The sequence below is a fragment of the Syntrophaceticus schinkii genome, assembly GCF_000946815.1.
Lineage (GTDB): Bacteria > Bacillota > DSM-12270 > Thermacetogeniales > Thermacetogeniaceae > Syntrophaceticus > Syntrophaceticus schinkii.
Genome location: NZ_CDRZ01000280.1, coordinates 1 through 22,588, shown reverse-complemented (window position 1 = coordinate 22,588; position 22,588 = coordinate 1). Strand labels below are relative to the sequence as shown.

23 protein-coding genes and 1 pseudogene are annotated in these 22,588 nt (G+C 48.2%); 19 read left to right on the top strand and 5 right to left on the bottom strand.

Going from position 1 to position 22,588, the window contains the following annotated elements; genetic code table 11:
• Positions 1 to 482 precede the first annotated feature (482 nt).
• From SSCH_RS14360 to SSCH_RS14345, 4 genes are all read left to right on the top strand, one after another.
• Entirely contained in the window at positions 483 to 797 is a 315-nt protein-coding gene (locus SSCH_RS14360) for a hypothetical protein (RefSeq protein ID WP_044666080.1), read from the top strand.
• Between the two features lie 212 nt (positions 798 to 1,009).
• Positions 1,010 to 2,209, top strand: coding sequence for a sensor histidine kinase (locus SSCH_RS16995; RefSeq protein WP_052835696.1), 1,200 nt, complete (start codon positions 1,010 to 1,012; stop codon positions 2,207 to 2,209).
• Positions 2,206 to 2,949: a response regulator transcription factor gene (locus SSCH_RS14350; RefSeq protein ID WP_044666079.1), complete on the top strand. Its 744-nt coding sequence runs from the start codon at positions 2,206 to 2,208 to the stop codon at positions 2,947 to 2,949. Before SSCH_RS16995 ends, SSCH_RS14350 begins: the two co-directional genes overlap by 4 nt.
• A gap of 229 nt (positions 2,950 to 3,178) precedes the next feature.
• Positions 3,179 to 4,249 carry a TDT family transporter gene (locus SSCH_RS14345; RefSeq protein ID WP_232294504.1) on the top strand — a complete coding sequence of 357 codons (1,071 nt, stop codon included), beginning with the start codon at positions 3,179 to 3,181 and terminating at the stop codon, positions 4,247 to 4,249.
• 368 nt (positions 4,250 to 4,617) lie between these two features.
• On the opposite strand, the gene SSCH_RS14340 is transcribed toward SSCH_RS14345, so the two are convergent.
• The 4 genes from SSCH_RS14340 to SSCH_RS14325 all read right to left on the bottom strand — a co-directional run bounded on the left by SSCH_RS14340 (position 4,618) and on the right by SSCH_RS14325 (position 8,703).
• Positions 4,618 to 5,418 (bottom strand): class I fructose-bisphosphate aldolase, encoded by an 801-nt coding sequence (locus SSCH_RS14340; protein WP_044666078.1) that lies wholly within the window; start codon positions 5,416 to 5,418, stop codon positions 4,618 to 4,620.
• A gap of 263 nt (positions 5,419 to 5,681) precedes the next feature.
• Positions 5,682 to 6,716: a zinc-dependent dehydrogenase gene (locus SSCH_RS14335; RefSeq protein WP_044666077.1), complete on the bottom strand. Its 1,035-nt coding sequence runs from the start codon at positions 6,714 to 6,716 to the stop codon at positions 5,682 to 5,684.
• 18 nt (positions 6,717 to 6,734) lie between these two features.
• A complete protein-coding gene (locus SSCH_RS14330) occupies positions 6,735 to 7,505 on the bottom strand; it encodes a phosphoribosylanthranilate isomerase (RefSeq protein WP_044666076.1) in 771 nt (256 codons plus the stop codon).
• On the bottom strand, positions 7,483 to 8,703 hold the full coding sequence (locus SSCH_RS14325; RefSeq protein WP_044666075.1) for a GHMP family kinase ATP-binding protein: 1,221 nt from the start codon (positions 8,701 to 8,703) through the stop codon (positions 7,483 to 7,485). The genes SSCH_RS14330 and SSCH_RS14325 overlap by 23 nt, the downstream gene beginning before the upstream one ends.
• Before the next feature lie 286 nt (positions 8,704 to 8,989).
• Between SSCH_RS14325 and SSCH_RS14320 the strand changes: the two genes are divergently transcribed.
• The 14 genes and pseudogenes from SSCH_RS14320 to SSCH_RS14270 all read left to right on the top strand — a co-directional run bounded on the left by SSCH_RS14320 (position 8,990) and on the right by SSCH_RS14270 (position 20,393).
• Positions 8,990 to 9,268, top strand: a complete 279-nt coding sequence (locus SSCH_RS14320; RefSeq protein WP_156972327.1) for a hypothetical protein — start codon at positions 8,990 to 8,992, stop codon at positions 9,266 to 9,268.
• Positions 9,269 to 9,631: 363 nt separating this feature from the next.
• Positions 9,632 to 9,772 carry a hypothetical protein gene (locus SSCH_RS18480; RefSeq protein WP_156972326.1) on the top strand — a complete coding sequence of 47 codons (141 nt, stop codon included), beginning with the start codon at positions 9,632 to 9,634 and terminating at the stop codon, positions 9,770 to 9,772.
• 166 nt (positions 9,773 to 9,938) lie between these two features.
• Positions 9,939 to 10,655, top strand: a complete 717-nt coding sequence (locus SSCH_RS14315; protein WP_044666073.1) for a response regulator transcription factor — start codon at positions 9,939 to 9,941, stop codon at positions 10,653 to 10,655.
• A gap of 35 nt (positions 10,656 to 10,690) precedes the next feature.
• On the top strand, positions 10,691 to 11,959 hold the full coding sequence (locus SSCH_RS14310) for a sensor histidine kinase (RefSeq protein WP_052835695.1): 1,269 nt from the start codon (positions 10,691 to 10,693) through the stop codon (positions 11,957 to 11,959).
• Positions 11,895 to 12,041 (top strand): ATP-binding protein, encoded by a 147-nt coding sequence (locus SSCH_RS22140; RefSeq protein WP_198142515.1) that lies wholly within the window; start codon positions 11,895 to 11,897, stop codon positions 12,039 to 12,041. The genes SSCH_RS14310 and SSCH_RS22140 overlap by 65 nt, the downstream gene beginning before the upstream one ends.
• The gene (gene pstB / locus SSCH_RS14305) at positions 12,025 to 12,780 is read left to right on the top strand and encodes a phosphate ABC transporter ATP-binding protein PstB (RefSeq protein WP_044666072.1); all 756 of its coding nucleotides are present in this window, start codon (positions 12,025 to 12,027) and stop codon (positions 12,778 to 12,780) included. Before SSCH_RS22140 ends, pstB begins: the two co-directional genes overlap by 17 nt.
• A 19-nt stretch (positions 12,781 to 12,799) precedes the next feature.
• On the top strand, positions 12,800 to 13,456 hold the full coding sequence (gene phoU / locus SSCH_RS14300) for a phosphate signaling complex protein PhoU (protein ID WP_044666071.1): 657 nt from the start codon (positions 12,800 to 12,802) through the stop codon (positions 13,454 to 13,456).
• A 357-nt stretch (positions 13,457 to 13,813) separates the two neighbouring features.
• A complete protein-coding gene (locus SSCH_RS19615) occupies positions 13,814 to 13,954 on the top strand; it encodes a hypothetical protein (protein ID WP_198142514.1) in 141 nt (46 codons plus the stop codon).
• 19 nt (positions 13,955 to 13,973) lie between these two features.
• Positions 13,974 to 14,628 (top strand): annotated as a pseudogene (locus tag SSCH_RS22135) (phosphate ABC transporter substrate-binding protein).
• Positions 14,629 to 14,652: 24 nt separating this feature from the next.
• Positions 14,653 to 14,862: a hypothetical protein gene (locus SSCH_RS14290; protein WP_156972325.1), complete on the top strand. Its 210-nt coding sequence runs from the start codon at positions 14,653 to 14,655 to the stop codon at positions 14,860 to 14,862.
• Between the two features lie 52 nt (positions 14,863 to 14,914).
• Entirely contained in the window at positions 14,915 to 15,808 is an 894-nt protein-coding gene (gene pstC, locus SSCH_RS14285; RefSeq protein ID WP_044666069.1) for a phosphate ABC transporter permease subunit PstC, read from the top strand.
• Positions 15,805 to 16,659 (top strand): phosphate ABC transporter permease PstA, encoded by an 855-nt coding sequence (gene pstA, locus SSCH_RS14280; RefSeq protein WP_044666068.1) that lies wholly within the window; start codon positions 15,805 to 15,807, stop codon positions 16,657 to 16,659. The genes pstC and pstA overlap by 4 nt, the downstream gene beginning before the upstream one ends.
• A gap of 161 nt (positions 16,660 to 16,820) precedes the next feature.
• Complete coding sequence (locus SSCH_RS14275; RefSeq protein WP_044666067.1) at positions 16,821 to 19,481, top strand: valine--tRNA ligase; 2,661 nt, start codon at positions 16,821 to 16,823, stop codon at positions 19,479 to 19,481.
• 267 nt (positions 19,482 to 19,748) lie between these two features.
• A complete protein-coding gene (locus SSCH_RS14270; RefSeq protein ID WP_052835694.1) occupies positions 19,749 to 20,393 on the top strand; it encodes a cobalamin B12-binding domain-containing protein in 645 nt (214 codons plus the stop codon).
• On the opposite strand, the gene SSCH_RS14265 is transcribed toward SSCH_RS14270, so the two are convergent.
• On the bottom strand, positions 20,390 to 21,673 hold the full coding sequence (locus tag SSCH_RS14265; protein WP_044666065.1) for a PocR ligand-binding domain-containing protein: 1,284 nt from the start codon (positions 21,671 to 21,673) through the stop codon (positions 20,390 to 20,392). The two genes, SSCH_RS14270 and SSCH_RS14265, sit on opposite strands and share 4 nt — an antisense overlap.
• Positions 21,674 to 22,342: 669 nt before the next feature.
• Between SSCH_RS14265 and SSCH_RS17800 the strand changes: the two genes are divergently transcribed.
• Positions 22,343 to 22,588 (top strand): transposase family protein (locus SSCH_RS17800; RefSeq protein WP_232294501.1); only part of this gene is annotated, 246 nt, incomplete at its 3' end.

Here is a 22,588-nt window from a genome sequence, read left to right as displayed (position 1 = left end):
TCCCCCTTTTTATTTTTGTTGGTTCTTTTCAGTTGTAAAAATGATGGGGGCCAGGTGATTCTCCGGGGTGACTGTCCCAGGGTAATAGCAGGTGCTGGTAATACAGGTGCCAGGCAGCATATCAGGGCAATGTTACTGGGTAATAATTGGGGGAGTAAAGGCGTAAAAATATGGTAGATGACATGCCAACTAGGTAGCACCAGCAGATATGAAAAACAGAGGCTAAAGTATCTAATGATACGAAACTATTGGAAGCAGTTTGTGGTAACTTCTGACATCTATTTAGCGTAGATGTTCATGTTGCCCAGTTGTCACCGTCAGATAATGAAAACAGAGGGACGGAAGCAACCTCCGGCATCTGACATCAATTTTTTTGTGGGGGTGATCACAGGTGAGGAAAATAAAAAGAGGTTCCGCTCTGCTACTGGGGGCAGGAACCTCTATTTTTCTGGTTTTTATAGGGATGATCTTGGCAGCGATTTATGTTTTATTTTCAAGTAAAGGCACCTATTTTCTCAGTTCTTATTTTATCCATTGTCCTTTTTTTGAGTGTCTTTTGCGGCGGCTATGTAGCCGGTCATAAGGGGGGCATCAGGAACTGGGTGCCCGCAGGGTTAATAGGGGTCTGTACCGGTGGATTGGCCTTGACCCTTATCTATATGCTCTTTCCCGTGGCCCCGGGTGTTCGCGAACTTTTGGCGCTGCTTTTGCTGCCCGCTTTTTTCAGCAGCACAGGTGCCTTGGTAGCAGTTAACCGTGGCAGGAAACAGCAGCTAACACGCAATTTAGGAGCTTAATGAATTAGGTGTCGGGTGTGCTTCATCCCCACATGGGCGAGGCTTTTCGGCCAAATTATATAAAAATGGAAGGAATAAGCTGAACAATGTTGTATTATATGATCAGAGGTGTTCAACAAGGTCTCTTGCTGACCGAGTTTATCGGCCTAATAGAACTGTCATATCATAGAACTTTTTGATAAAAGTTAAAGAGAGAGGGGGTTTGTTTATTTATGGGAAGTAAGGACGATATCCCCTTTCAACAAAACCTGGGTATTATTCAACCGTTGCTGGAGAACTTAAGCATTACTTATGAGAGTTGGATTAAATATGTAAACTCTTCAGGGGCCTATATTTATACTCCTATCAATAAACAACAATGCAATTTCTGCCGTTTAATTCGCAGTCATCCTGTAGGTTATCAACGATGCCGAGAAACAGCCCAAAAGTGTGTTTATCTTAACCCGAAAAAACACCATTTATTCTCCTGCCATGCAGGTTTATATGTTCTTACTGTCCCTCTACAAGGTGAACAAGGGGGTGTCGGAGCATTGGCAACAGGAGAGATTAGAATAGACACCGGCACTCAAGATGCAAGACAGGTTTTACAAAAAGTTGCTGATTTGAATTTGCATGACGAGAGGTTGCTAGCATATTACGAGGAGATACCGGTTAAAAAGCGCGAAAAGGTGCTGCTGCTTGGTGAGACACTTTATGCTGTCAGCAATTGTTTTTTAAGGTTGGGGGCTACTGAAGCCAAAATCCAGCAGGCGGAGACAGAAAAAGCATTACTAAACTCAGAGTTGCGCGCGCTCAGCTATCAGATTAATCCCCATTTCCTGTTTAACACCCTTAATACGATCCAGATGTTATCTGTCATAGAAGGAGCGAAAAAAACACCGGATATCATCAATGCCTTGAGTAGTCTGCTGCGGGCCAGGCTTAATGATAGTGATCTGCTGACTTCTGTAAAAGAAGAGATGGATGTTGTGAAGAATCTTCTTCTCATCCATAAAACACGTTTTGAAGACAGGGTTCAGATTGTAATGGATATTCCTTGTGGTATCCTAGATGCCCAGATACCTACATTATCACTACAGCCGCTGGTGGAAAATGCGCTTACACACGGATTGGAACCCTACGAAGGGGTTGGGCATCTGGAATTACAGGCAGAAGTACAGGGGGAAGATTTAATATTTCATGTAAGGGATAACGGCGTTGGTATGACACCTCAAGAATTAAAAAAAATATTTGAAAATCTCAATCGAGAGGAATTGCCAGGTGAAGTGAGTGAAATCGGGATCATCAATGTTCACACACGCTGCCGTGCGCTTTATGGTAAAGATTATGGTGTCAGCATTAAGAGTGAAAAGAACCGGGGAACGGAAGTAACGCTCCGGGTTCCTTCATTATATGAGGTAGTGAGGAAGTGAAGATTTTACTGGCAGATGATGAGCCTATCGTTCGTCGTGGGCTTAGACAGATGATTGAAAATTTCAAATTTTCCTTTAATACTATTCTAGAAGCAGGCACAGGTCAGGAAGCAGTAGTCTTGGCAAAACAGTATCGGCCAGAGATTATTTTGCTGGATATTAAAATGCCCGGTCAAGACGGTATTGCTGCTGCCCAAAAGATTATGCAAGTAAATCCCCAAACCAGGATTATTTTTTTAACGGCATATGCATATTTTAATTACGCTCAGGAGGCAGTTCGCTGTGGAGCAAAAGATTATCTTGTCAAACCTGTACATCCGGAAGATCTGAGGCAAGCAATCAGTATTTGTGTTGAGGAAATTGCTGCCTCCCGTTTAACAGTAACCTGTCCAAGCAGTTTGACCAGGTCTCAGCAATATGTCAAATCAGCAGTTGACTATGTTTTGAAGAATTATATGAAATCGCTTACACTTGAGGAAGTGGCGCAGCAGGTTCATCTTAGTCCGGCCTATTTTTCCTATCTGTTCAGCCGGGAGCAGGGACAAACATTAACGGAGTTTCTCACAACAATAAGATTAGAAAAGGCCAAAGAACTGCTTAAAACCAACTCCGTACTTTCCATCTCTGATATCGCCGAACAGGCAGGCTATGAAGATGCCAATTATTTTTCACGTCTGTTTAAGAAAAAAACCGGCACCACACCAGGACTTTATAGAAAAAAGCATAAAGTTACAAGATAGAGTAAAAATATCTGCCTGGACTATCTGTACCGGAAAAACCGGTATTTTTTTATGTCTTTCTTTTGGATCTTCGATATGTTGATCAATCTGCCTAAAAATAGTGCAGAAACATGACAAGAATGTGCAGTGAATATAGAGGCGGGTGTCATTAGAATGTAAGTAAGGAATAATGCCTTGTATCATTGAGAAGGTGTGGAAAGGAGAGGTTGTTTTGGATGCGCATTCGGATTTGTCTGAACCTGAGATAAGGGGTTTTAAACAGGTGATCAAGAATTTTGCCCCGTCCTGGTTCGCTTCTGTTATGGGGACTGGAATTTTTGCGGTTACCAGCAAATACTACTCCTGCTACTGGCCTTGGTTGAACAGTGTGGCAGTTGGTTTATGGATACTCAATGTCATCCTCTTTTGTGTACTGCTTATTCCCTGGATCACTCGTTGGTTTTTATTTACAGAGTATGCTCTGCGTGACCTTAATCACCCTATTATAGGGCAATTCTATGCCACGCTGCCAATCGGATGCCTGGTGTTAGCGGTAGATTTCCTGGTTGTAGGAACAGGATTCCTCGGTATGGAGTTGGCGGTCAGTTTTGCCAAAGCCTGCTGGGTTTTAGGAGCGATTTTGGCTCTGGTATTTGCCATTGCCACACCTGTAATCAACTTTTTCAATAAGGTAACGATTGCAGATTTGAACCCGGCCTGGTTTATGCCGCCAGTCAGTCTCATTGTGGCTCCCATTGCCGGTGCAAAACTCCTGCCCTACTGGCCACAGTATTTTCAAAAACTATTGCTGCTGATCAATTATGCTTTATGGGGGATGGGGTTCTTTCTTTTCATCTTCCTGGCGGTGATTTGTTTCTATAGATTGATCGTAGCTCCTCCTCTGCCGGGCAGTTTAGTTCCTACCATTTGGATCTACTTGGGTCCAATCGGAGCAGGTACCCTTGCCTTGCTGAATTTGGGGGCGGCGAGTGGTCATTGGCTGGGGGGCTTTGTTCAGTCAGCAATAAATCTTTTTGGTTTAATCTATTGGGGTTTCGGCTTCTGGTGGCTGATCATCGCCGGTATTGTTACGTTGATCAATATTTTGCACAGGAACCTGCCCTATGCATTATCCTGGTGGGCGTTCACCTTCCCTCTGGGTGCTTATGCAGGGGCAACCTTTTTAATTGCGTCAATTTTCCAGTGTCCGCCACTCAAATCCTATGGGTTTATTTGTTATTGTTTGCTTGCCCTGTGTTGGCTGCTAGTGTTCTGTCAAACTTTTTTCCGGGTTTGTACAGGTGAGCTTTTCAAGGGTTGAAATGAAAGGAGGGCGATGGTTGATACCTATCATCGGTTAATGCAAGATTGATCTGCATATTTCAGGCATTCAAATAGTATTGGTTAGTTATTGGGAAAAGGAATTTTCGGTATTTGTTACAGTTAAATGAAGGTAAGCGTCAAATCACCCAACCTAGCCTTCTTTATAGGATACTCTACTAAAATAGAGTCAATAGAGGTAGAGTTTATAGAGGCTATTCTACATAGGTGGCAGTGATATGGTATTTAGGCCGGTGAGTATTCACCGGCCTGGTTTAATGAGTTGTATTTTTTCTGAATCCTGTTCAAATTTATTACACAGCTTCCATAATGTTAAGGAATGTGCCTTTGTATACCTGTGAGCTATATTTATGCTGTGCTTTTCTCCAAAACATCTTGTGCCTCTACGACTGAGCAGTTCTTGTGAATCAGGTGCCAGACAGCATTGAGGAGTGCTGCTGGGTGGGGACTCTGCCAGATGTTCCGACCCATGACAATCCCACAGGCACCCCTTTGCAGTGCGCCATGGATCATCTTCAAGGTATCCAGGTCAGTTTCACACTTGGGGCCGCCGGCGATCATGATGGGTACCAGGCATCCGGCAACAACATCCTCAAAGCCCTGTTCAGTGTAGTAGGTCTTGATCATATCTGCGCCGTGCTCTGCTGCTACCCGGGCGCTCAAGGCAAGGAATCTGGTATCATTTTTCTTCTCTCCCAATGCCTTGCCCAGGCCGATGACACCTAAAAGGGGCACATTCCAGCGGTGGCAGTCATCTGCAGCCCGCGCTAATCCTACAAGGGTTTCCCGCTCATTTTCCGACCCGATAAAGGCTGATACAGCCATGGCATCAGCACCGAGGGAAAGCCCCTCCTCTACAGATGTTACCAATCCTTCATTGGTGATATCTGGCCCGGTGATGGTTGCCCCACCTGAAATGCGCAGGATAACTCCCGGGCTGCCGGCAGGTTCAAATGCATGGCGAAAGATTCCCTTGGTGAGCAGCCAGGCATCCACCTGGCCTGTGGCATCAAGCTCACGTATCGTTCCGGCGATGTCCACGATTCCTTTCACAGGTCCCAGGGCATAGCCGTGGTCGATGGCGATGACCAGGCTGCGCCCAGTATCCGGTTTGATGATCCTTTTCATCCTGTTCTTTAATCCAGTCAACTATTTTCCTCCTTCCCGGTGCCAGGCTTGCTTTATTGCTTTATTACTTTTCTCCGACTTCCGCCTTCCTACTTCTCTTCTCACTTCCAACCTCCCGCTTCCCATATCTCATTTTGTAATCGGCTTGGTTAATTAAAAAACGATTTTCAGACCTCATAATAATTTCTTTTCCAACGACCAACCAAAAAACAGAAGTCAGATGCCGGAAGTCCTCGCACGTCCGGTGCAGAAATGCGCTAGGAACCGTCCCCGGTGCATTTCTGTCACCCCATAAGTACTATTCCTTTGATCATCTCTAAGCTGCGGGCTCTTTCCACTGCTTCCAGCATGTTATCAAGGCTGAAGCGGTCAGTGATTAAACGGGCGGCATCGATCTCCTGGGAACCGATCAGATAGACAGCCTCTCGAAAGTCCCCTGGTGTGGAGGCGAAGCTGCCTGTGATGGTGATCTCCCGGTAGTGGAGCAAGCGTGGGTCGATTCTGATCTTGTGGCCTGCGGGTGGACCGCCGAAGATATTGAAGACACCGCCCTTTTTCACCAGGGGAAGGGAATCCTCGATCACCTGTGGATCGCTCAAAGATGTTATCACCACTTCTGCTCCATCCCCACCGGTCAGTTTCATGACTGCTTCCAGGGGATCCTGGCTATGGGGGTCGATGACCGCATCTGCCCCCAGGTTTTTGGCGAACTCCTGGCGGCTAACTTTTTGCTCGATGATAAAAACCTTGGCTCCACGCCATTTAGCCAATAGCAGGTGGATCGTCCCCATGGGACCTGCTCCGACGATAACAACAGTATCACCTTGTTTTACCTTGTTTACCCGCAGAGCTGCCAGGCCACAGGAGAGGGGTTCAGCCAGTGCTGCCAGTTCAAAGGGTAATTCAGGCGGAAGTTTCACAACACCTCCGATATTGATGATCTGACGCGGGATGCGCACATACTCGGCAAATCCCCCATCGATCCCATGGGCAAGCCCAAACTCGTGGCGGCAGAGGTTGTGCCGGTCACCAAGGCAGTAGTCGCACTCTCCACAGACAGCGATAGGGTAGACCGCCACACGGTCGCCGACCTCAAAGCCTTCCACCCCCTTTCCTAAAGAAGAGACCTCTCCGGCCACTTCATGTCCTAAAATAATAGGCAAATCTTTAGGCAGACCCTGCCCAAGGAGTGTTTTCACATCAGTGGCACAGATACCTGAAGCCCTTACACGCACTACAATATCTCCCGGTTCAGGAACCGGCTGTGGCACCTCTTCAAGACGAATGTCATTTGCGCCATGTACTATGGCTGCTTTCATTTATCTTTCATCCTTTCCTCAGTTGTTCTCCTTTTCCCATATCCGTACAAGATCAATCAGTTCCCGCAGTTTGGCGGGGTCTTTGCGCCCTGGCCTGACCTCTACTCCTGAGCAGAGGTCGACTCCATCTGGACGAACTGCATCCAATGCCACCTTAATATTTGACGGTTTGATCCCCCCTGCCAAAAAGACTGGCAGGGGAGATGTTTCTACCAATGAACAGGCCAGCTCCCAGTTCGAGGTTTGCCCTGTACCACCGAATCGCGTTTTACCCGCTCTTTTCACAGCTGTGTCTAAGATTACTGCATCTGCTCCGGCTGTGGCTAACTCCTGCATCTGCAGCCGCAGTCCTTCTATATTCGGGTGCGGGAGGCAACTGCAAAGGCCGGTGGCGGTCTCGCAGGTGTGCCGTAGTTCTTCAATATTCAGGTGCGGGGCGGCTATCCCTGCAGCGGGCAGGAAAAGCGACTGCCACCAGCTTACTTCGGGAAAGGATCCTTTTAGTTCCCGCAGCCAATCCAGCGGCACAGGGTTCAACAGCTGGACAGCCTGTGGTTGGCAGAATTCCACAAGGTGCTTTATCTGCTGCAGATCCTGTTGGAAGACGAGAGCCACCCCGTCAAGAGGGGCGTCTTTCAGTAAACCGGCTGCGGTTTCCCTGTTCAAGGTGCGTGGTGAATAGGGGACATCAACGATTACTCCGAAATAATCCGCTCCCGCCGCTGCTGTCATCTCGCGGTCTTCCAGATTGGTGATTCCACAGATTTTAACCTTGCAGCCATCCTTCATCAAGGTAGTTCCTCTCCTCGCTGTTTTCAATGATCCGTGCCCCGGTATTGTCCACCTCTGTTTCGATAATCCTGCTGGAGGGGAAACCCTGATCATGCAGGTATTTTAAGATGCGGTTGTAAACCAGGGGTTTCCTGGTGAGAGCAAAAACCGTGGGGCCCACAGAACTCATCCCGGCTGCCTCTGCTCCCATTTCACGAAAAAGTCCGATGTAATTGAAGATGGGCGCTCCGCACAACCCGTGCTGTTCACATTCCGCTCTTTTAGAACCGGTAAAGGAAATGTCCAGCAGGGCTTCACCGATCGCCTCAAGATTACCTTTTATTATCGCTGGAAGGAGATCCAGCAGGATCATATGAGCTTTGGGGTTCCCCATCCGTGCATCAAGGCAGCGGGCACGCCTCAGTAGAAGTCCTACCTCAGCATCTGCTGCGGTATCCTTTCCTGTGTACTCATCCTCCAGGCTGGGCACATCCGGGATCAGGATGATCACCTTGGTATCCTCCAGTGGTGCGCGGTAGATCAGCTCCGCATCATCGGATCCCACAACAAGGCCGCCGTTGATCCCTACCATAGAACCGATTCCTGTTTCAAAGGTTCTGATGATATAGCCGTTTCCGCTGGGGCTTTCTTCGCAGGCGTTGTAGCCTGTGATGCGCCGCAGCTCCCGGTTGTTGAAGGGCCTCCCTAAAACCTCATTGATGCCGATACAGGCGGCACACATGGTGCCTGAAGATGAGCCGAGGCCGACATGGCGTCTTTTATGGTCATCCAGCTCAATTACCAGTCCTCCGGGGTACTGAAGTATCTCTTTGAACACTCTGGCAAAGTGCAGAGCAATCAAGGGGCGTTCCCCATTAACGACGATTTCCGGTTCTTTAGTGGACCGGACTCGGGCTCGCATGTAAACACCGATCCCCAACCCGATCCCCCCTCCCCCAACCCGTTCGATGCTGAAACGGTTCATGTCTAGCACCGCCAGGTGCAGGCGTGCGGGAACGATCACCTCAACCTCTCGCTCTACCACATGTGAGACAGTGCGAGGGCTAACTCCACACTGCTCGGGATGAATGATGAATCCCTGTTCACCCGGCTCAAATTCCTCCAAAACAGCGGTCAGGCGGTCAAAGGGGCCGCCGATGATTGGGATTTCGATCTTCTGTTTTTGGGGGTGCCGGGCAACTTGACTCGCTTGCATACAAATCCTCCTCTCCCGTCATACCGTACTTCCAGGATCGAAAAAATTAGACCAGTCTACTTCCCCCCTTCCAGAAACAGGCGGCCGCAGCTGGTCATATAAAAAACAATACACTCCTAGGAGTGCTGACAAAAATCCTCCTATATGCTGCCGTCCTGCCGTCCTACATTTTAAATCCAAATACCTACCGTTTTGCCCGTGTTAATAAATATTATACGTGTGGTGGAGAATATTACAAGTGGTTTGCCTGAAAAAGATCACGAAGATCACGGGGACGGCAGACTGTGTGAAAAACCATTTTGCCTCTTTCCATCCCCCCACTTATGACCAAATTTCGGTTGTTTTTAGGGATAAGGGACACCAATTATCCTGCTATTTCAGTCATGTCTCCTTTATGGCTGCTGAACTGGTGATTTGGGGAGTTGTCACACAGTCTGACGGTTCTCCTGATCTCCCAATTTCGCCGATATATTCAGAATATCAGGTGCAGACTGGTTTATTGCCTGTACTGCTGCATGGGGAGCAGATATCTCGGATAGCTGGGATGAGGCTTGCTAATACTTGATGATAAATGGTTGGTCGTTAGAAAAGGATCTGTTTTATTGCTCGAAAAGAGAGCACGAGCCGTCCTCATGATCTCCATGATCTCGGCAGCTTAACATTGTCTTAATAAAAGTGTCACCTTTTTTAACATAACTCTAAAGCAGTGTTAACCTGCCAGATTTATAATGACAATGAAATTAAATAATCATGTGAGAATCAATCTGGGTGAGCAGTTGCGATGACTGTCTCGCAGGTGCAGGAGGGAATCGGGTTGCAGCAGGACTGAGCAAGAAACCGGATTGGAGCAAGCCGCGGGAAAACCACCCTGGGTGGTCATTGATAGAAGTGGTTTTAAATTTGATATAATAAAATAAGGAGGAAATAAATGAAAATTGGCAAAATAGCAGATATTCATGGTAATCACCTTGCTTTACAGGTTGTGCAGGAAGATACTCGAAAACGGGGAGCACAACAGGTTTACTGTCTGGGGGATCTGGTGAAGTTATTGATATCATTTGTCAGATGAGAATTCCAATTGCTATCCAGGAGGAGGATTTGCCGTCTGCTTTTGTGGAAAAAATCTTAACTGGTAAGTAATATCCAAGGTGATCAACATAACGGTGTTAATATAATGAAATTTGTTTGTATAGAAATTGAATTAGGAGAGAAAAGGGAAACATAAGGAGGTAGACATGTCTCCCAGGATTCTTGTAGTAGACGATGAAGAAGCTATTGTGAAGCTTGTTTCATATAATTTGCAGAAGGAGGGCTTTGATACTCTAGCTGCTGTGGATGGGCGGGAGGCCTGGGAAATTATCCGGCAAGAAAAACCGGATCTGATTGTTCTGGATATCATGATGCCGGAGATGGACGGATTTGCTCTCTGCCGTCTGCTGCGTCAGGAGAAGATTTTAACTCCAATATTAATGTTGACCGCCAAGGATGAGGAGATCGATAAAGTTCTGGGGCTGGAGCTGGGAGCAGATGATTACCTGACCAAGCCGTTCAGCCCCCGGGAATTGGTTGCTCGGGTGAAGGCGATACTGCGCCGTACAGATCAGCGAAAGCCCAGTGAGGAGGGGCCCTTGACTTTTGGCGACATGGTTATCTATCCAGGGAAGTATGAAGTCCAGCGTGGGGGCAAGGATGTTGAATTGACCCCCAGAGAATTTGAGCTGCTTCTTTTTCTCTGCCGGAATGCGGGGCTTGTGTTGAGTAGAGAACATATCTTAGAGAGGGTTTGGGATTATGATTATTACGGGGATACCCGGGTGGTAGATGTTCATATCAGGCACCTGAGGGAGAAGATCGAGATCGATCCCGGCAGTCCCGTATATATTAAGACTGTAAGGGGGGTGGGTTACAAGTTTCAACAACCAGATGGTTTAACAGGATCACCATTAGACTGACCCTGGGGTTTCTTATTATCCTGGGGGCTGTGGTGTTGTTTTTAGGACTTGTTTTTTATCGCTCTTTGCCTTACGGCAATACAGAACAAATCCTGGCAGCACTGTTCTTTGCTATTGTTATAAGCACGGCTTTGGTGCTTCTGCTGGTGCAGGTGATTACCCGCCCGCTGGGGGAATTTGCCCGGGTGGTGCGGCAGCTTGCCCAGGGCAACTGGAATGCCCGTGTCAAATACCGGAATCAGGATGAACTGGGGGAGGTAGCGCGCTCCCTGAACGACTTTTCCGATAAGATCAGGGAAACTGTCAGCGCTCTGGAAGAGAGCAAGGCCAGACTGGAGGCCATTCTTGTCAATATGGAAAGTGGTGTGCTGCTGGTAAACAGCAGCGGACAGGTGGTTTTGGTTAACCCTGCCGCAGAGGAAACCCTGGGTATTCTTCTCCGGGATATCCTGGGCAAATCACAGGTAGAAGCCCTCCAGAACTATTCTTTGAGCAGTTTGATTTCTATGGTTTTCAGCGAGTGGCAGATACAGAGTGCGGAAATCTCCCTATTTTACCCTGAAGAACGCATTCTCGAAGCAACTGCCGCCCCTGTCTTGGGGGAGGGGGAAAAAAGGTCCGGTGTGGTAGTAGTGCTCTATGACCTTACCAGAATCAGACGATTGGAAAGGGTGCGGGCTGAGTTTGTGGCCAATGTTTCCCATGAGCTGAAAACCCCGGTGACCTCAATCAAGGGTTTTGCAGAAACACTTCTTGATGGTGCTCTCTACAACCACCGTTCTGCAGAGGAGTTTGTGAACATCATCAATGAGGAGGCGGATCGCCTGAGCAGGCTTGTTAATGATCTTCTGGAGCTTTCCCGCATTGAGTTTCGGGATGTGGAACCACAGCTTATACCCCTGGATCTGACCTCAGAAATCAAAAAGATCATTGATCTGCTAGAGCCTCGCTTCCGGAAAAAGCGTCTTTCTCTAAAAGCGGAACTTCCGAAGCAGCCTGTGATAGTGCAGGCGGATTCCGATATGATCCGGCAGAGTTTGGAAAATTTAATGGACAACAGTTTGAAATACACACCTGAGGGTGGCCAAGTAATGATCAGTCTGCTGCCTGGCCAGGAAGAGGTTGTTGTAGTTGTAAAGGATAGCGGGATCGGTATCCCGGCTGAAGACCTGAGCCGTGTTTTTGAGCGTTTTTATCGTGTAGATAAAACTAGGAGCAGGAAGTTGGGGGGGAACGGGTTTGGGGCTGGCCATTGTCAAACACATTGTCAGTGCCCACGGTGGCCGCGTTTGGGCCGAGAGTGAACCTGGCAGGGGCTCCAGTTTTTATTTTTCGTTGCCCGCAGACAAGACAGGGGGTGCAGGAAGACATGGAGAACAAGTTTGAGATTCGCAACCTGAATCTGTATTATGGTTCCAACCAGGTACTGAAAAATATTAATTTGAATATTGCTTCTCACCAGGTGACATCCTTGATTGGACCTTCCGGGTGCGGTAAGTCCAGTTTGCTTAGAACATTAAACAGGATGAACGATCTTATTCAAGGGGCGAAAATTGAAGGTTCTATTTTGCTGGATGGGGGTGATATATACAGCAATGGACTGGATGTGGTAGAGCTGCGCAAACGGGTGGGAATGGTTTTTCAAAGGCCGAATCCTTTTCCTAAGTCAATTTATGAGAATGTTGCTTATGGCCCACGCCGCCACGGCACCCGGGACAGGATGGTTATCAATGATATCGTGGAAAAAAGTTTGCATGAGGCTGCCCTCTGGGATGAGGTCAAAGACAGTTTACATAAATCTGCCTTCCAGCTATCAGGAGGCCAGCAGCAGCGTCTCTGCATCGCCAGGGCTCTAGCGGTGGAACCTGAGGTATTGCTCATGGATGAACCCTGCTCAGCCTTAGATCCAATCTCTACCGCCAGGGTGGAAGATCTTATTGATGAGCTGAAAAAAGATTATACTATTGTTGTTGTCACGCATAATATGCAGCAGGCGGCAAGGATCTCTCAAAACACTGCATTTCTGCTGGATGGGTCCCTGATTGAGTTCAGTGAAACCGATAAGCTTTTTACCAACCCCTCCAGGAAGGAGACCGAGGACTACATTACCGGCCGTTTCGGCTAAAAGAAAGGGGGAAAGGCCTGTGGCTAGAAAATCCTATAGTGAACAGCTTGCTGTGCTGAAAGAAGATGTTTTGAAGATGGGCACTATGGTAGAAGAAGCAATTTATCATGCTGTGAAATCACTTAAACAGCGGGATGATGAATTGGCCCAGAAGGTGGTTGACGGGGATGATGCCATTGATGATTTGATGCTGGAGATTGAAGACTGCTGTATAAGCCTTCTTGCTCTGCAACAGCCTATGGCACGGGATCTGCGCGTGATTACTACGGCCATCAAGATTATCACCGACCTGGAGCGGATGGCAGATCTGGCTGTCGATATTGCCAAGGTAACTCTGCGGATTTCTGGGCAGACACTGCTCAAGCCGCTGATCGATGTCCCCCGGATGATGGAGATCACCCAGAAGATGACGAGAATCAGTTTGGATGCTTATGTTCAGGAGGAACCAGAGATGGTACTCTGCTTGATCGACTATGACCATGAAGTGGATGATCTTTATAACCAGGTTTTCCGGGAGCTTTTGGTTTTCATGATGGAGGACCCCCATACCATCAAACAGGCTGCACAGCTTCTTTTTGTTGCGAGATATCTGGAGCGGATTGCCGATCATGCCACAAATGTGGGTGAGTCGGTTTACTATATGGTTAAGGGTGAGCGCAAAGAACTTAACCTTTAAATGGCTGCTTATTTATTATTAAGACATGGTTGGGTCTGGTAAAAAGTTACCAGGCTCATTTTTTATTTGGTAATAGTGCAAGGGTGTCCAGAATATTTTACATCGTTATATCGTTATTAAGATTAACGCTTTTTTAGTGAGGGATGAGTGGTGCCAATTTCCAGGACAAGTTACAAGTTCAATCGGGCATCAGGTGGGTTAAGTCCTTTGTGATGCGATTTTTATTTATAGAAGAATAACCTTTGATTAATAATTCCTTAATCTTTGGTAAATACAATAAAGGGCAGGATTGGTTGGTGGCAAGACTGGCCGCTATGATTAATGGGTGCTGTTGGCAAACAGAAGGGGGATTTGGAGATGATTTATAGATCAAAGGGTGGGGTAGTGGCACTGTTCATCAGCTTGATGATATTCGTCATTCTGGGAGGCTGTGCCCGCCCCAATCCGGCAAATACCGTCAATATCGCCGGTTCCTCTTCTGTACAGCCTTCTTTCTGAGGAATTGGCCAACGCCTTTATGAAAGAGAACTCAAGGATTTCCATCAATGTGGCGGGTGGTGGGTCCAGCGCCGGGATCAAGGCGGTACGGGAGGGAACTGCTGATATCGGGGCTTCCTCCAGGGAGTTAGAAAGGGATGAGAAAAACGGACTGATGGTGATCCCTATCGCTATCGATGGGATTGCCCTTGTGGTCAACCCGGAGAACCGGGTGAACAACCTGACTTTGGAACAGGTGCGCCGGATCTATGCGGGGGAGATTACCAATTGGAAGGAAGTTGGGGGGAAAGGAGGGGGTGATCAATGCCTTCACCCGGGAGGAAGGGTCAGGAACCCGCGGTGCCTTTGAAAATTTGGTGATGAAGGATTCCCACATCAGCAGCAGGGTGGGAGTGCAGAATGCCACAGGTTCTCTGCGCACTGCTGTTGCCGCGGATCCCCAAGCCATTGCTTACATTTCCCTGGGTAATGTTAACAATAGTGTCAATGTGGTGGCTGTGGACGGCATTTTGCCTGGGAGAGAAACAATTAAAAACGGTTCCTATAAGCTGGCGCGCTTCTTTTTCTACTTGACCAGGGAAGAGCCGCGGGGGATGGCCAGGAACTTTATTGATTTTGTACTAAGCCCGGAAGGGCAGCGGATTGTCGGCCAGGATTTTGTACCAGCTGTATGAGATGTGGGAGGTGGGAGGTTGGAAGTGGGAATAGAAAATAGAAGTTGGAAGCCGGAAGTCGGAAAAAGGAAGGTGACAGAGATCTGTCCACTGTTATTTGAGAGGTGGGAGGTGGGAAGTGGGAACACACCGAGAGGTGCGAGGTGGGATGTTGGAAGTGGAACAGGTGTTGGAAGCCGGAGGTCTGAAGGTGGTAAAATGATGGCCTTATACCTGGGAGTGACAAAGGGTTGACGGCTCAAAATAAGTAAATTACTCAAGCCTGACCCCAGTTAGGAGATTCTTTATGGTTCTGTCATTGAAGGAAAGGTTTTATTCGAAATTGCTTTTGATATGTGCTATGGCTTCCACCCTGGTGGTCGTTCTGGTGGGATTGTTTGTATTTCTTCAGGGGTATCCCCTTTTGGAGAAAACAGGGTTTTTCTCCTTTCTTATTGGGAGGGAATGGCTGCCTGGGGAAGGGGTATTTGGGATCTTGCCGATGGTTGCCGGTACACTGGCGGTAACTCTGGGGGCCTTGATCATTGGGGTTCCTCTGGGTGTAACCACAGCGGTTTTCCTGGCGGAGTATGCACCTGGGATAGTCGCCCTGTGGACGCGCCGGGCGGTGGAACTGCTGGCGGGAATCCCCTCTGTTGTTTATGGGTTATTCGGGATGACGGTTATTGTGCCCCTGGTGCGCTATATTGCTGTACATTGGTTCGGGGGAGTGTTATCCCCGGAGATGAAGACAGGTTTTGGCATTTTAGCAGCTTCTCTGGTGTTGGGGATCATGATTCTGCCTACAATTGTGAGCATCTCTGAGGATGCCCTGCGGGCGGTGCCGCGGGAATATAAAGAGGGTTCTTATGCTCTGGGTGTACCCCGCTGGCAGACGATTATCCACAATACGCTTCCTGCTGCCCGTACCGGGATTATGGCCGGGGTGGTGCTGGGGATGGGCAGAGCCATCGGGGAAACCATGGCGATCCTTATGGTTGCTGGAAATGCACCTGCTCTTCCCCGCTCCATCTTCTCACCGGCTCGCACCTTAAGCGGAAATATTGGGTTGGAGATGGCTTATGCCTCCGGGGAGCATGCCCAGGCACTGTTTGCTACAGGTGTGGTGCTCTTTCTCGTGATCATGCTGTTGAACAGTTTTGCACTGCTTATTGCTGGGAAGGGGGTGAGTGGCAGATGAGTGTGCAGGTGCGAGAAAAGTTAGCGGAAGGGTTTATCTGGGGTGCTGCTCTGCTCACTGTATCTTTTTTAGTCCTGATTATCGGTTATATCATGGTGCAGGGATTGGGGAAGTTAAGCATCTCCTTCTTCCTGGAGAATCCGCGCAAGATGGGGAGTGCCGGGGGCGTTTTTTCACCTTTGCTGGGAACCATCTACTTCACTTTACTTACCATGCTCTTGGCGGTACCTGTGGGTGTGGGAGCGGCGGTTTACCTGACCGAATTCACCGGTGAGGGCACTTTAGTGCGGGTGATCAGGTTCTTTACAGATGCCCTGGCTGGGATTCCCTCCATTGTAATCGGGCTTTTCGGTTTTGCCTTCTTTGTTGTGTTACTGCGGCCCTTAACCGGGGGTTGGTCGATTCTATCCGGTTCTCTCACCGCTTTCTGCATGATTCTGCCCATCATTATCCGGGTTTCAGAGGAGGCACTGCATGCCATTCCTAACTCCTATCGTGAGGGGAGTCAGGCTTTGGGTGTGAGCAAGTGGGATACAGTGGTTCATGTGGTTCTGCCCAGCGCTCTGCCGGGGATCTTTACAGCATCTCTCCTGGGTGTCGGCCGTGTGATCGGTGAGACCGCGGCTCTGCTGCTTACCCTGGGCGGTTCTCTGCTGGTGCCCAAATCGATCTTCAGCCCGGGGCGCACCCTCTCCATGCACCTCTACCTGGTGGCCATGGAGACCGGTGAATTCTCCATCGCCTTTGCCACAGCAGCTGTTCTGGTGCTTTTGATCCTCCTGCTCAACCTGGGCGGTTATTATCTGATGCAGCGCCTGATCAAACGGCTGGCAGGTGGAGTTGGTGGTTAGTGGTCGGTGGTTGGTCGGTGGAAAAAGGATGTTCGCGCGAAACGCGTGCAAGGGGGACAGTCCCCAGTGCACCCTAACTTGGTTGACAAATGTTGTGGGGAAAACGTACAATTAAACAAGAATTGAGTATGAGCGGACTGTAAGCGAGTGAGGGGGACAAAATGGCTATAGAAAAGTTGATTCCGAAGACATATGACCCGCATCAGGTAGAGGAGAAGTGGTACGATTACTGGGTGCGGAATAATTACTTTCATGCAGAACCAGACGATGGGGAAGAGCCCTTTTGTATTGTGATTCCTCCTCCCAATGTCACCGGTTCTTTGCATCTGGGGCATGCCCTGGACAACACCATTCAGGATGTGTTGATACGCTGGCGGCGCATGCAGGGATTCAATGCCCTGTGGATGCCGGGTACAGATCACGCCGGTATCGCCACCCAGGCCCGGGTGGAGGAACACCTGGGCAAAGAAGGCCTGGGCAAGCATGACCTCGGCCGTGAGAAGTTTTTGGAGCGTGTTTGGGACTGGAAGGAAGAGTACGGCGGGGAGATCATCAATCAGCTCAAGAGATTGGGTGCCTCCTGTGATTGGGAGCGGGAGCGCTTCACCATGGATGAAGGGTGTTCCCATGCTGTGCGGGAGGTCTTCCAGCGCCTTTATGATAAGGGACTGATCTACAAGGGCAGCTATATTATCAACTGGTGCCCTAAGTGCCATACGACCATTTCAGATATAGAAGTGGAACATGAAGATGAGGATTCTAAACTTTATTATGTCAACTATCCCGCGGCGGATGGGGGCACTGACTTTATAACAGTGGCCACAACCCGCCCGGAAACCATGATGGGGGATACAGGGGTTGCTGTTCATCCTGAAGACAGCCGTTACAGCAAACTGGTAGGCAAAAAGGTGATCCTCCCCCTGATGAATCGCGAGATTCCGGTTGTTGCAGATGAGGCAGTGGATCCCGCATTCGGAACGGGAGCAGTGAAGATAACCCCTGCCCACGACCCTGCTGACTTCGAGATGGGACTCCGTCACAACCTTCCACAGCTTGTTGTGATCGGGAAGGATGGTGTGCTCACCCCAGAGGCCGGCAAGTATGCCGGGATGACCAGGGAGGAGGCGCGCCATCAGGTGGTACAGGATCTTTCGGATCTGGGTTTGCTGCTGAAAGTGGAGGATTATACCCATGCTGTGGGCCACTGCTACCGCTGCAGCACCACAATCGAACCCCTGGTGTCAGAGCAGTGGTTTGTGCGCATGAAGCCCCTGGCAGAACCCGCGATGCAAGCGGTGAGAGACGGGCTAATCCGTTTTGTGCCGGAACGCTTTACAAAGATCTACCTCAACTGGCTGGAAGACATTAGGGACTGGTGCATCTCCCGCCAGCTGTGGTGGGGACACCGCATCCCTGTCTGGTACTGCCAGGAGTGTGATGAGGTAATCTGCGCCGCCGATGATCCACAGGAGTGCACCAAGTGCGGCAGCACCAAATTAGAGCAGGATCCAGATGTATTGGATACCTGGTTCAGCTCTGCTTTGTGGCCCTTTTCTACCATGGGTTGGCCAGAAAAAACGAAAGAATTGGACTTCTATTACCCCACATCTGTGCTGGTAACCGGAAGAGACATTATCTTCTTCTGGGTGGCGCGGATGATCTTTATGGGTCTTGAATTCATGCAGGAGGTACCCTTCCATGATGTGTTCATCCATGGCCTGATCCTGGATGCTAAGGGGCGTAAAATGAGCAAATCCCTGCGCAATGGTATTGACCCACTGGAGGTCATCGACAAGTATGGGGCTGATACCCTGCGCTTTACCCTGCTTACCGGGAACACCCCGGGGAACGACCTGCGCTTTTACTGGGAGAAGGTTGAAAGCACCAGAAACTTTGCCAACAAGGTGTGGAATGCCTCTCGCTTCGCTATGATGAACCTGGAGGATTTTCGCCTGCAAGATGCTGCTGACCTGGATGACCGCGAACAGCTTGATCTGGCTGATCGCTGGATCTTGAGCAGGTTTAATAAAACTGTTGAGGCTGTAACCGCCAATTTAGATGCCTATGAGCTCGGTGAGGCTGCTCGTATCCTCTATGAGTTTATTTGGAGTGAGTTTTGCGACTGGTATATTGAATTGATCAAACCGAGGCTATACGAGAAGGAGGGCCCGGAGCGTAAACTTACCGCTCAAACTGTACTGCATCATGTGCTGATTCATACCATGGAACTCCTGCATCCCTTCATGCCTTTCCTCAGCGAGGAGATCTGGCAGTACCTGCCCCATACAGGAGAGAGCATTATAATCACCTCCTGGCCGCGTGTGGATGCGGAGCAGCTCGATCAGGAAAGTGAGGCCCTGATGGAGTTTCTGATGGAGGCCATTCACGGGATCAGGAATATGCGCGGGGAGATGAAGATCCACCCGGGGAAAACCGTCAGGTGTGTGGCGGTTGCCGCTGCTGAGGAAAGCAAACTGCTGAACAATTACAGATCCTATATCGAACTCCTTGCCAACTGTGAGTTGGAGATCACAGGTGCGGGTCATGCAAAGCCGAAACAGGCATTGAGTGCAGTGGTGCGGGGAACTGAAATCTACCTGCCCCTGGCAGGACTTGTGGACCTGGATAAAGAACTCGCCCGCCTGGGAAAAGAGGAGCGAACCATCGATGGGGTGCTGCAGCGAGTGCAGAAGAAGCTGGCGAATGAGCAGTTTCTGGCCAAGGCACCACCCGAAGTTGTGGAGAAGGAAAGGGAGAAGGAAGCGGAGCTGGAGAGGACCAAGGATGCTTTACAGCGCCGTATTGCGGCCCTTAAGTCCTGATTGCGGAAAGAATTTGCCGGAGCGAAAACCGTCTCCGGCAAAATACAATATCGGCATTTTTGATCCCTTTAATCAGGGTTTGCTTTTATGTTGGCAGCAGGTGCTGTTCAAGCTATAGCCCAGGATGCGATAACAACAGCCAGGTTGTCCCTACCGCGGTAGCAGGTGCTATTCAAGCTGCTGTGAAAAGGGTGCAGTAAGACCCCGCGGTAAAGCTTCTTGCAGAAACCGAGAAATTATTAATAATAACAAAGACGGTGACGAACGGTGAAACCTAAACGCAGCAGTATTTTACAGGAGCTCAATACATCAATTATGAAAGGCGATACCCAGGAGACAGTACGTCTAATTGAACTGGGGTTAAAAAACAACATGAGCTCCCAGGAAATCATGGACAATGCACTTATTCCAGCGAGTAAGCGTATCGCTGAGGAGTTTCGCGGGGCAGATTTTTACATCCCTGATGTGCTTTTTGCGCTGCGCCCCATCAAAACAGGACTTACGATGATCAAGAATCTTTCCACACAGGTCATCAAGTATCCTCATAAGATTGTGATCGCCACTGTTGCAGGTGACATTCATGATATTGGGAAAAACATGGTTGCAATATTTCTTCAGGTGAATGGCTATGAAGTCATTGATCTAGGGGTTGATGTGCCCGCAAAGGAAATTTTGCAAGCTGTAGTGGAGCATAAACCCGCAGTGCTTGCTCTTTCATCTCTGCTGACCACAACCATGGGGGAAATGGCTAATATTATAGAAATATTAGAAAATAAACGGCTGCGTCGGTCATTAAAGGTAATTGTGGGAGGAGGGCCAGTATCCGAAAATTTTGCCGAGTTTATCGGAGCCGATGGCTACTCTCCCAATGCCCTGGAAACGGTTAATCTGGTAAAAAATCTTATATCTTAAAACCTCTTTTTATAATCGCTGGGACTTAAACCCACTTGTTTTTTAAAAACCTTGCAAAAATAACTCCGGTCACTGAAGCCCACCATTTTTGCTATTTCCTCAATTGTTGAATTGGACACCTGTAACAGGTGCCTCGCTTCTTCGATTCGTGTCCTGTTGACCTGTTCTGTGATGGTATATCCCTTTTTATCCTTAAAAATCCGGCTTAAATAGGAGGGGCTGATATGGCAGTAGTCGGCGATTACCGGCAAAGAAAGCTCCTGTGAAGGATAGTTTGTCAGGATATAAGAAATGGCATTATTAATTATTGTTTCTTGGGGATCTGTATCTTTTTCTGTAAGCAGATCGATATAACTGTTTCCTGTTGTGAGCAGCCAGAGAATTACCTTTTCCACAGTATCGGCTTCTTCTAATTCATTGAGCCTTTTGAAGCTGTAGCGAATGGATTCCTCAAATTTTGTGCCGCACTCTGTGGCAAAACGCGTCAACAGACTGATAAATTCAATGCTCAACCCTTTGATGATTTCTATTTTGCCTCTGCTGTGGGTGAAGAACTTGATAGCCAGTTTTTTCAGCAGTTCTCTGGATGATTCTTGATGGGAAAGCCGGATTTCCCTGAAGAGTTCGTTTTCCAATTCTATAATGTCTTGTTCTACTGTTTCTTGGACCTTTTTATTATAGTTCTCATTCCAGAGCCAAGAACTGATTATGCGCAGCTGTTGCTGGTAATCAAGGGTGGATGTGCCGCTGTGAGCAAAATAATTAGCAGTTACAAATAAAAGGTCAGCAGCCGCCTGCATATGATCTGCCGAGATAACATCCAGTTTTTTTGCGGCTTTCTCCAGTTTAGTGTTGTCAATATCCAGCTTTTTCGTAATCTCCAGGATCTCCTGGATGTAGTACTGATCCAGTTTCCACATCAGAACCTGTCCGCAGATAAAATTACCTTCATGTCTTCCATCAAATAAAATAGGACAGGCCCACGCAATTAAACCTGCATGACACTTAAAAAAATAAGGTTCATTCCATTTTTCAGCTTCTCTGCCCGCGCGGGCATAGGAACTGCAGCAGCGTTCCAAGCCCTGGGAAGTGGATTTGATCAACCGACAAAATTCCGCCTCTTCTTTTTTGGATGTGAGCAGATAGTTGCCGTCAACATCTGTTACTGCCACATTCATTCTGGTAATGGTCGAAAAAGAATCCAATAGGCGTTCCAGCAGTATGTTATCATTTAGTTTCTTAATATAGTGCTCGTTTTGTAAGGGATATGAGGGCAGCATTTTTCGTGTCTCCTTCTCAGTTATGTGTACTGTTTTTTTATGTCCAGGTATTTACGTATAGGAACGGCAACATTAAGTTTGCAATAACTATACCTATTAACTATATGGTTTTTTCATGATTTGTTTGCTTCAGAGCATATTATTACAAACAGGTCACCTGTTTTCTCTACTATATCAAAAATTTATCCACAGGGCTATGAGATGGATATGAAGAATCTTTTTTTATAAAGAGAGGGGTTTATTAAATTAGAAGGGGCCTGCCTGGGGGTCAGGATGAGAAAGGCAGTCCAGCGGCGTTTGTGACATGGGAGGCATAAGCGTCGTCTGGAGCCGTTCTCTAAGTCACAGCATCAAAAATGATGACACATTAGGCCTTGATGTTCTTCCCAGTACCATCTAAGGGGGTATGATTCGGCAGATCCGCACACCATTAAACACCAGAGAGGTAGAAATTTTTCTACCGAAACTGGGCTTTGATTCAGTCCGGAATAATTAGGACAAAGCCGACCGCAAGGAAATGCAAAGTGTTGCCAGAGAGCTGTTTACGAACTGCTGAAACTGGATGATGTTGCACATCTATAAGAGGAATTAGATTCTCGATACGGCAGAAGCCGAACTGGTGAGGTAAGGGTAAGGGGTTTCGACACGGCAAATTCATGTAGGAAGTAAATGGGTGTAAAAGTTGCTGGACAATCAACCAACTATGAATTAAGCTATAGCTCAGAAGTATATGTGGAGGGGATACTGATGAGCGAAAGCTTATATCAAGGGAAGTTTTTTGATTATTTTAGCGGATTGAACGATAGTAGAATGGAAGGGAAGATATGGCATCGATTAACCGATATCTTATTCATCGTGACCTGCGGAATTATTTGCGGCTACGATGAGTTTGAGCTTATCCATGTATGGGCTAAA

What these genes read in the sequence shown, in the direction of transcription:
- SSCH_RS14360 (WP_044666080.1), top strand. Translation starts at nt 483, where the DNA reads ATGTTTTATTTTCAAGTAAAGGCACCTATTTTCTCAGTTCTTATTTTA.
- SSCH_RS16995 (WP_052835696.1), top strand. Translation starts at nt 1,010, where the DNA reads ATGGGAAGTAAGGACGATATCCCCTTTCAACAAAACCTGGGTATTATT.
- SSCH_RS14335 (WP_044666077.1), bottom strand. Translation starts at nt 6,716, where the DNA reads ATGAAAGCAGCCATAGTACATGGCGCAAATGACATTCGTCTTGAAGAG.
- SSCH_RS14330 (WP_044666076.1), bottom strand. Translation starts at nt 7,505, where the DNA reads ATGAAGGATGGCTGCAAGGTTAAAATCTGTGGAATCACCAATCTGGAA.
- SSCH_RS14325 (WP_044666075.1), bottom strand. Translation starts at nt 8,703, where the DNA reads ATGCAAGCGAGTCAAGTTGCCCGGCACCCCCAAAAACAGAAGATCGAA.
- SSCH_RS18480 (WP_156972326.1), top strand. Translation starts at nt 9,632, where the DNA reads ATGAAAATTGGCAAAATAGCAGATATTCATGGTAATCACCTTGCTTTA.
- SSCH_RS14315 (WP_044666073.1), top strand. Translation starts at nt 9,939, where the DNA reads ATGTCTCCCAGGATTCTTGTAGTAGACGATGAAGAAGCTATTGTGAAG.
- pstB (WP_044666072.1), top strand. Translation starts at nt 12,025, where the DNA reads ATGGAGAACAAGTTTGAGATTCGCAACCTGAATCTGTATTATGGTTCC.
- SSCH_RS19615 (WP_198142514.1), top strand. Translation starts at nt 13,814, where the DNA reads ATGATTTATAGATCAAAGGGTGGGGTAGTGGCACTGTTCATCAGCTTG.
- pstC (WP_044666069.1), top strand. Translation starts at nt 14,915, where the DNA reads ATGGTTCTGTCATTGAAGGAAAGGTTTTATTCGAAATTGCTTTTGATA.
- pstA (WP_044666068.1), top strand. Translation starts at nt 15,805, where the DNA reads ATGAGTGTGCAGGTGCGAGAAAAGTTAGCGGAAGGGTTTATCTGGGGT.
- SSCH_RS14275 (WP_044666067.1), top strand. Translation starts at nt 16,821, where the DNA reads ATGGCTATAGAAAAGTTGATTCCGAAGACATATGACCCGCATCAGGTA.
- SSCH_RS14265 (WP_044666065.1), bottom strand. Translation starts at nt 21,673, where the DNA reads ATGCTGCCCTCATATCCCTTACAAAACGAGCACTATATTAAGAAACTA.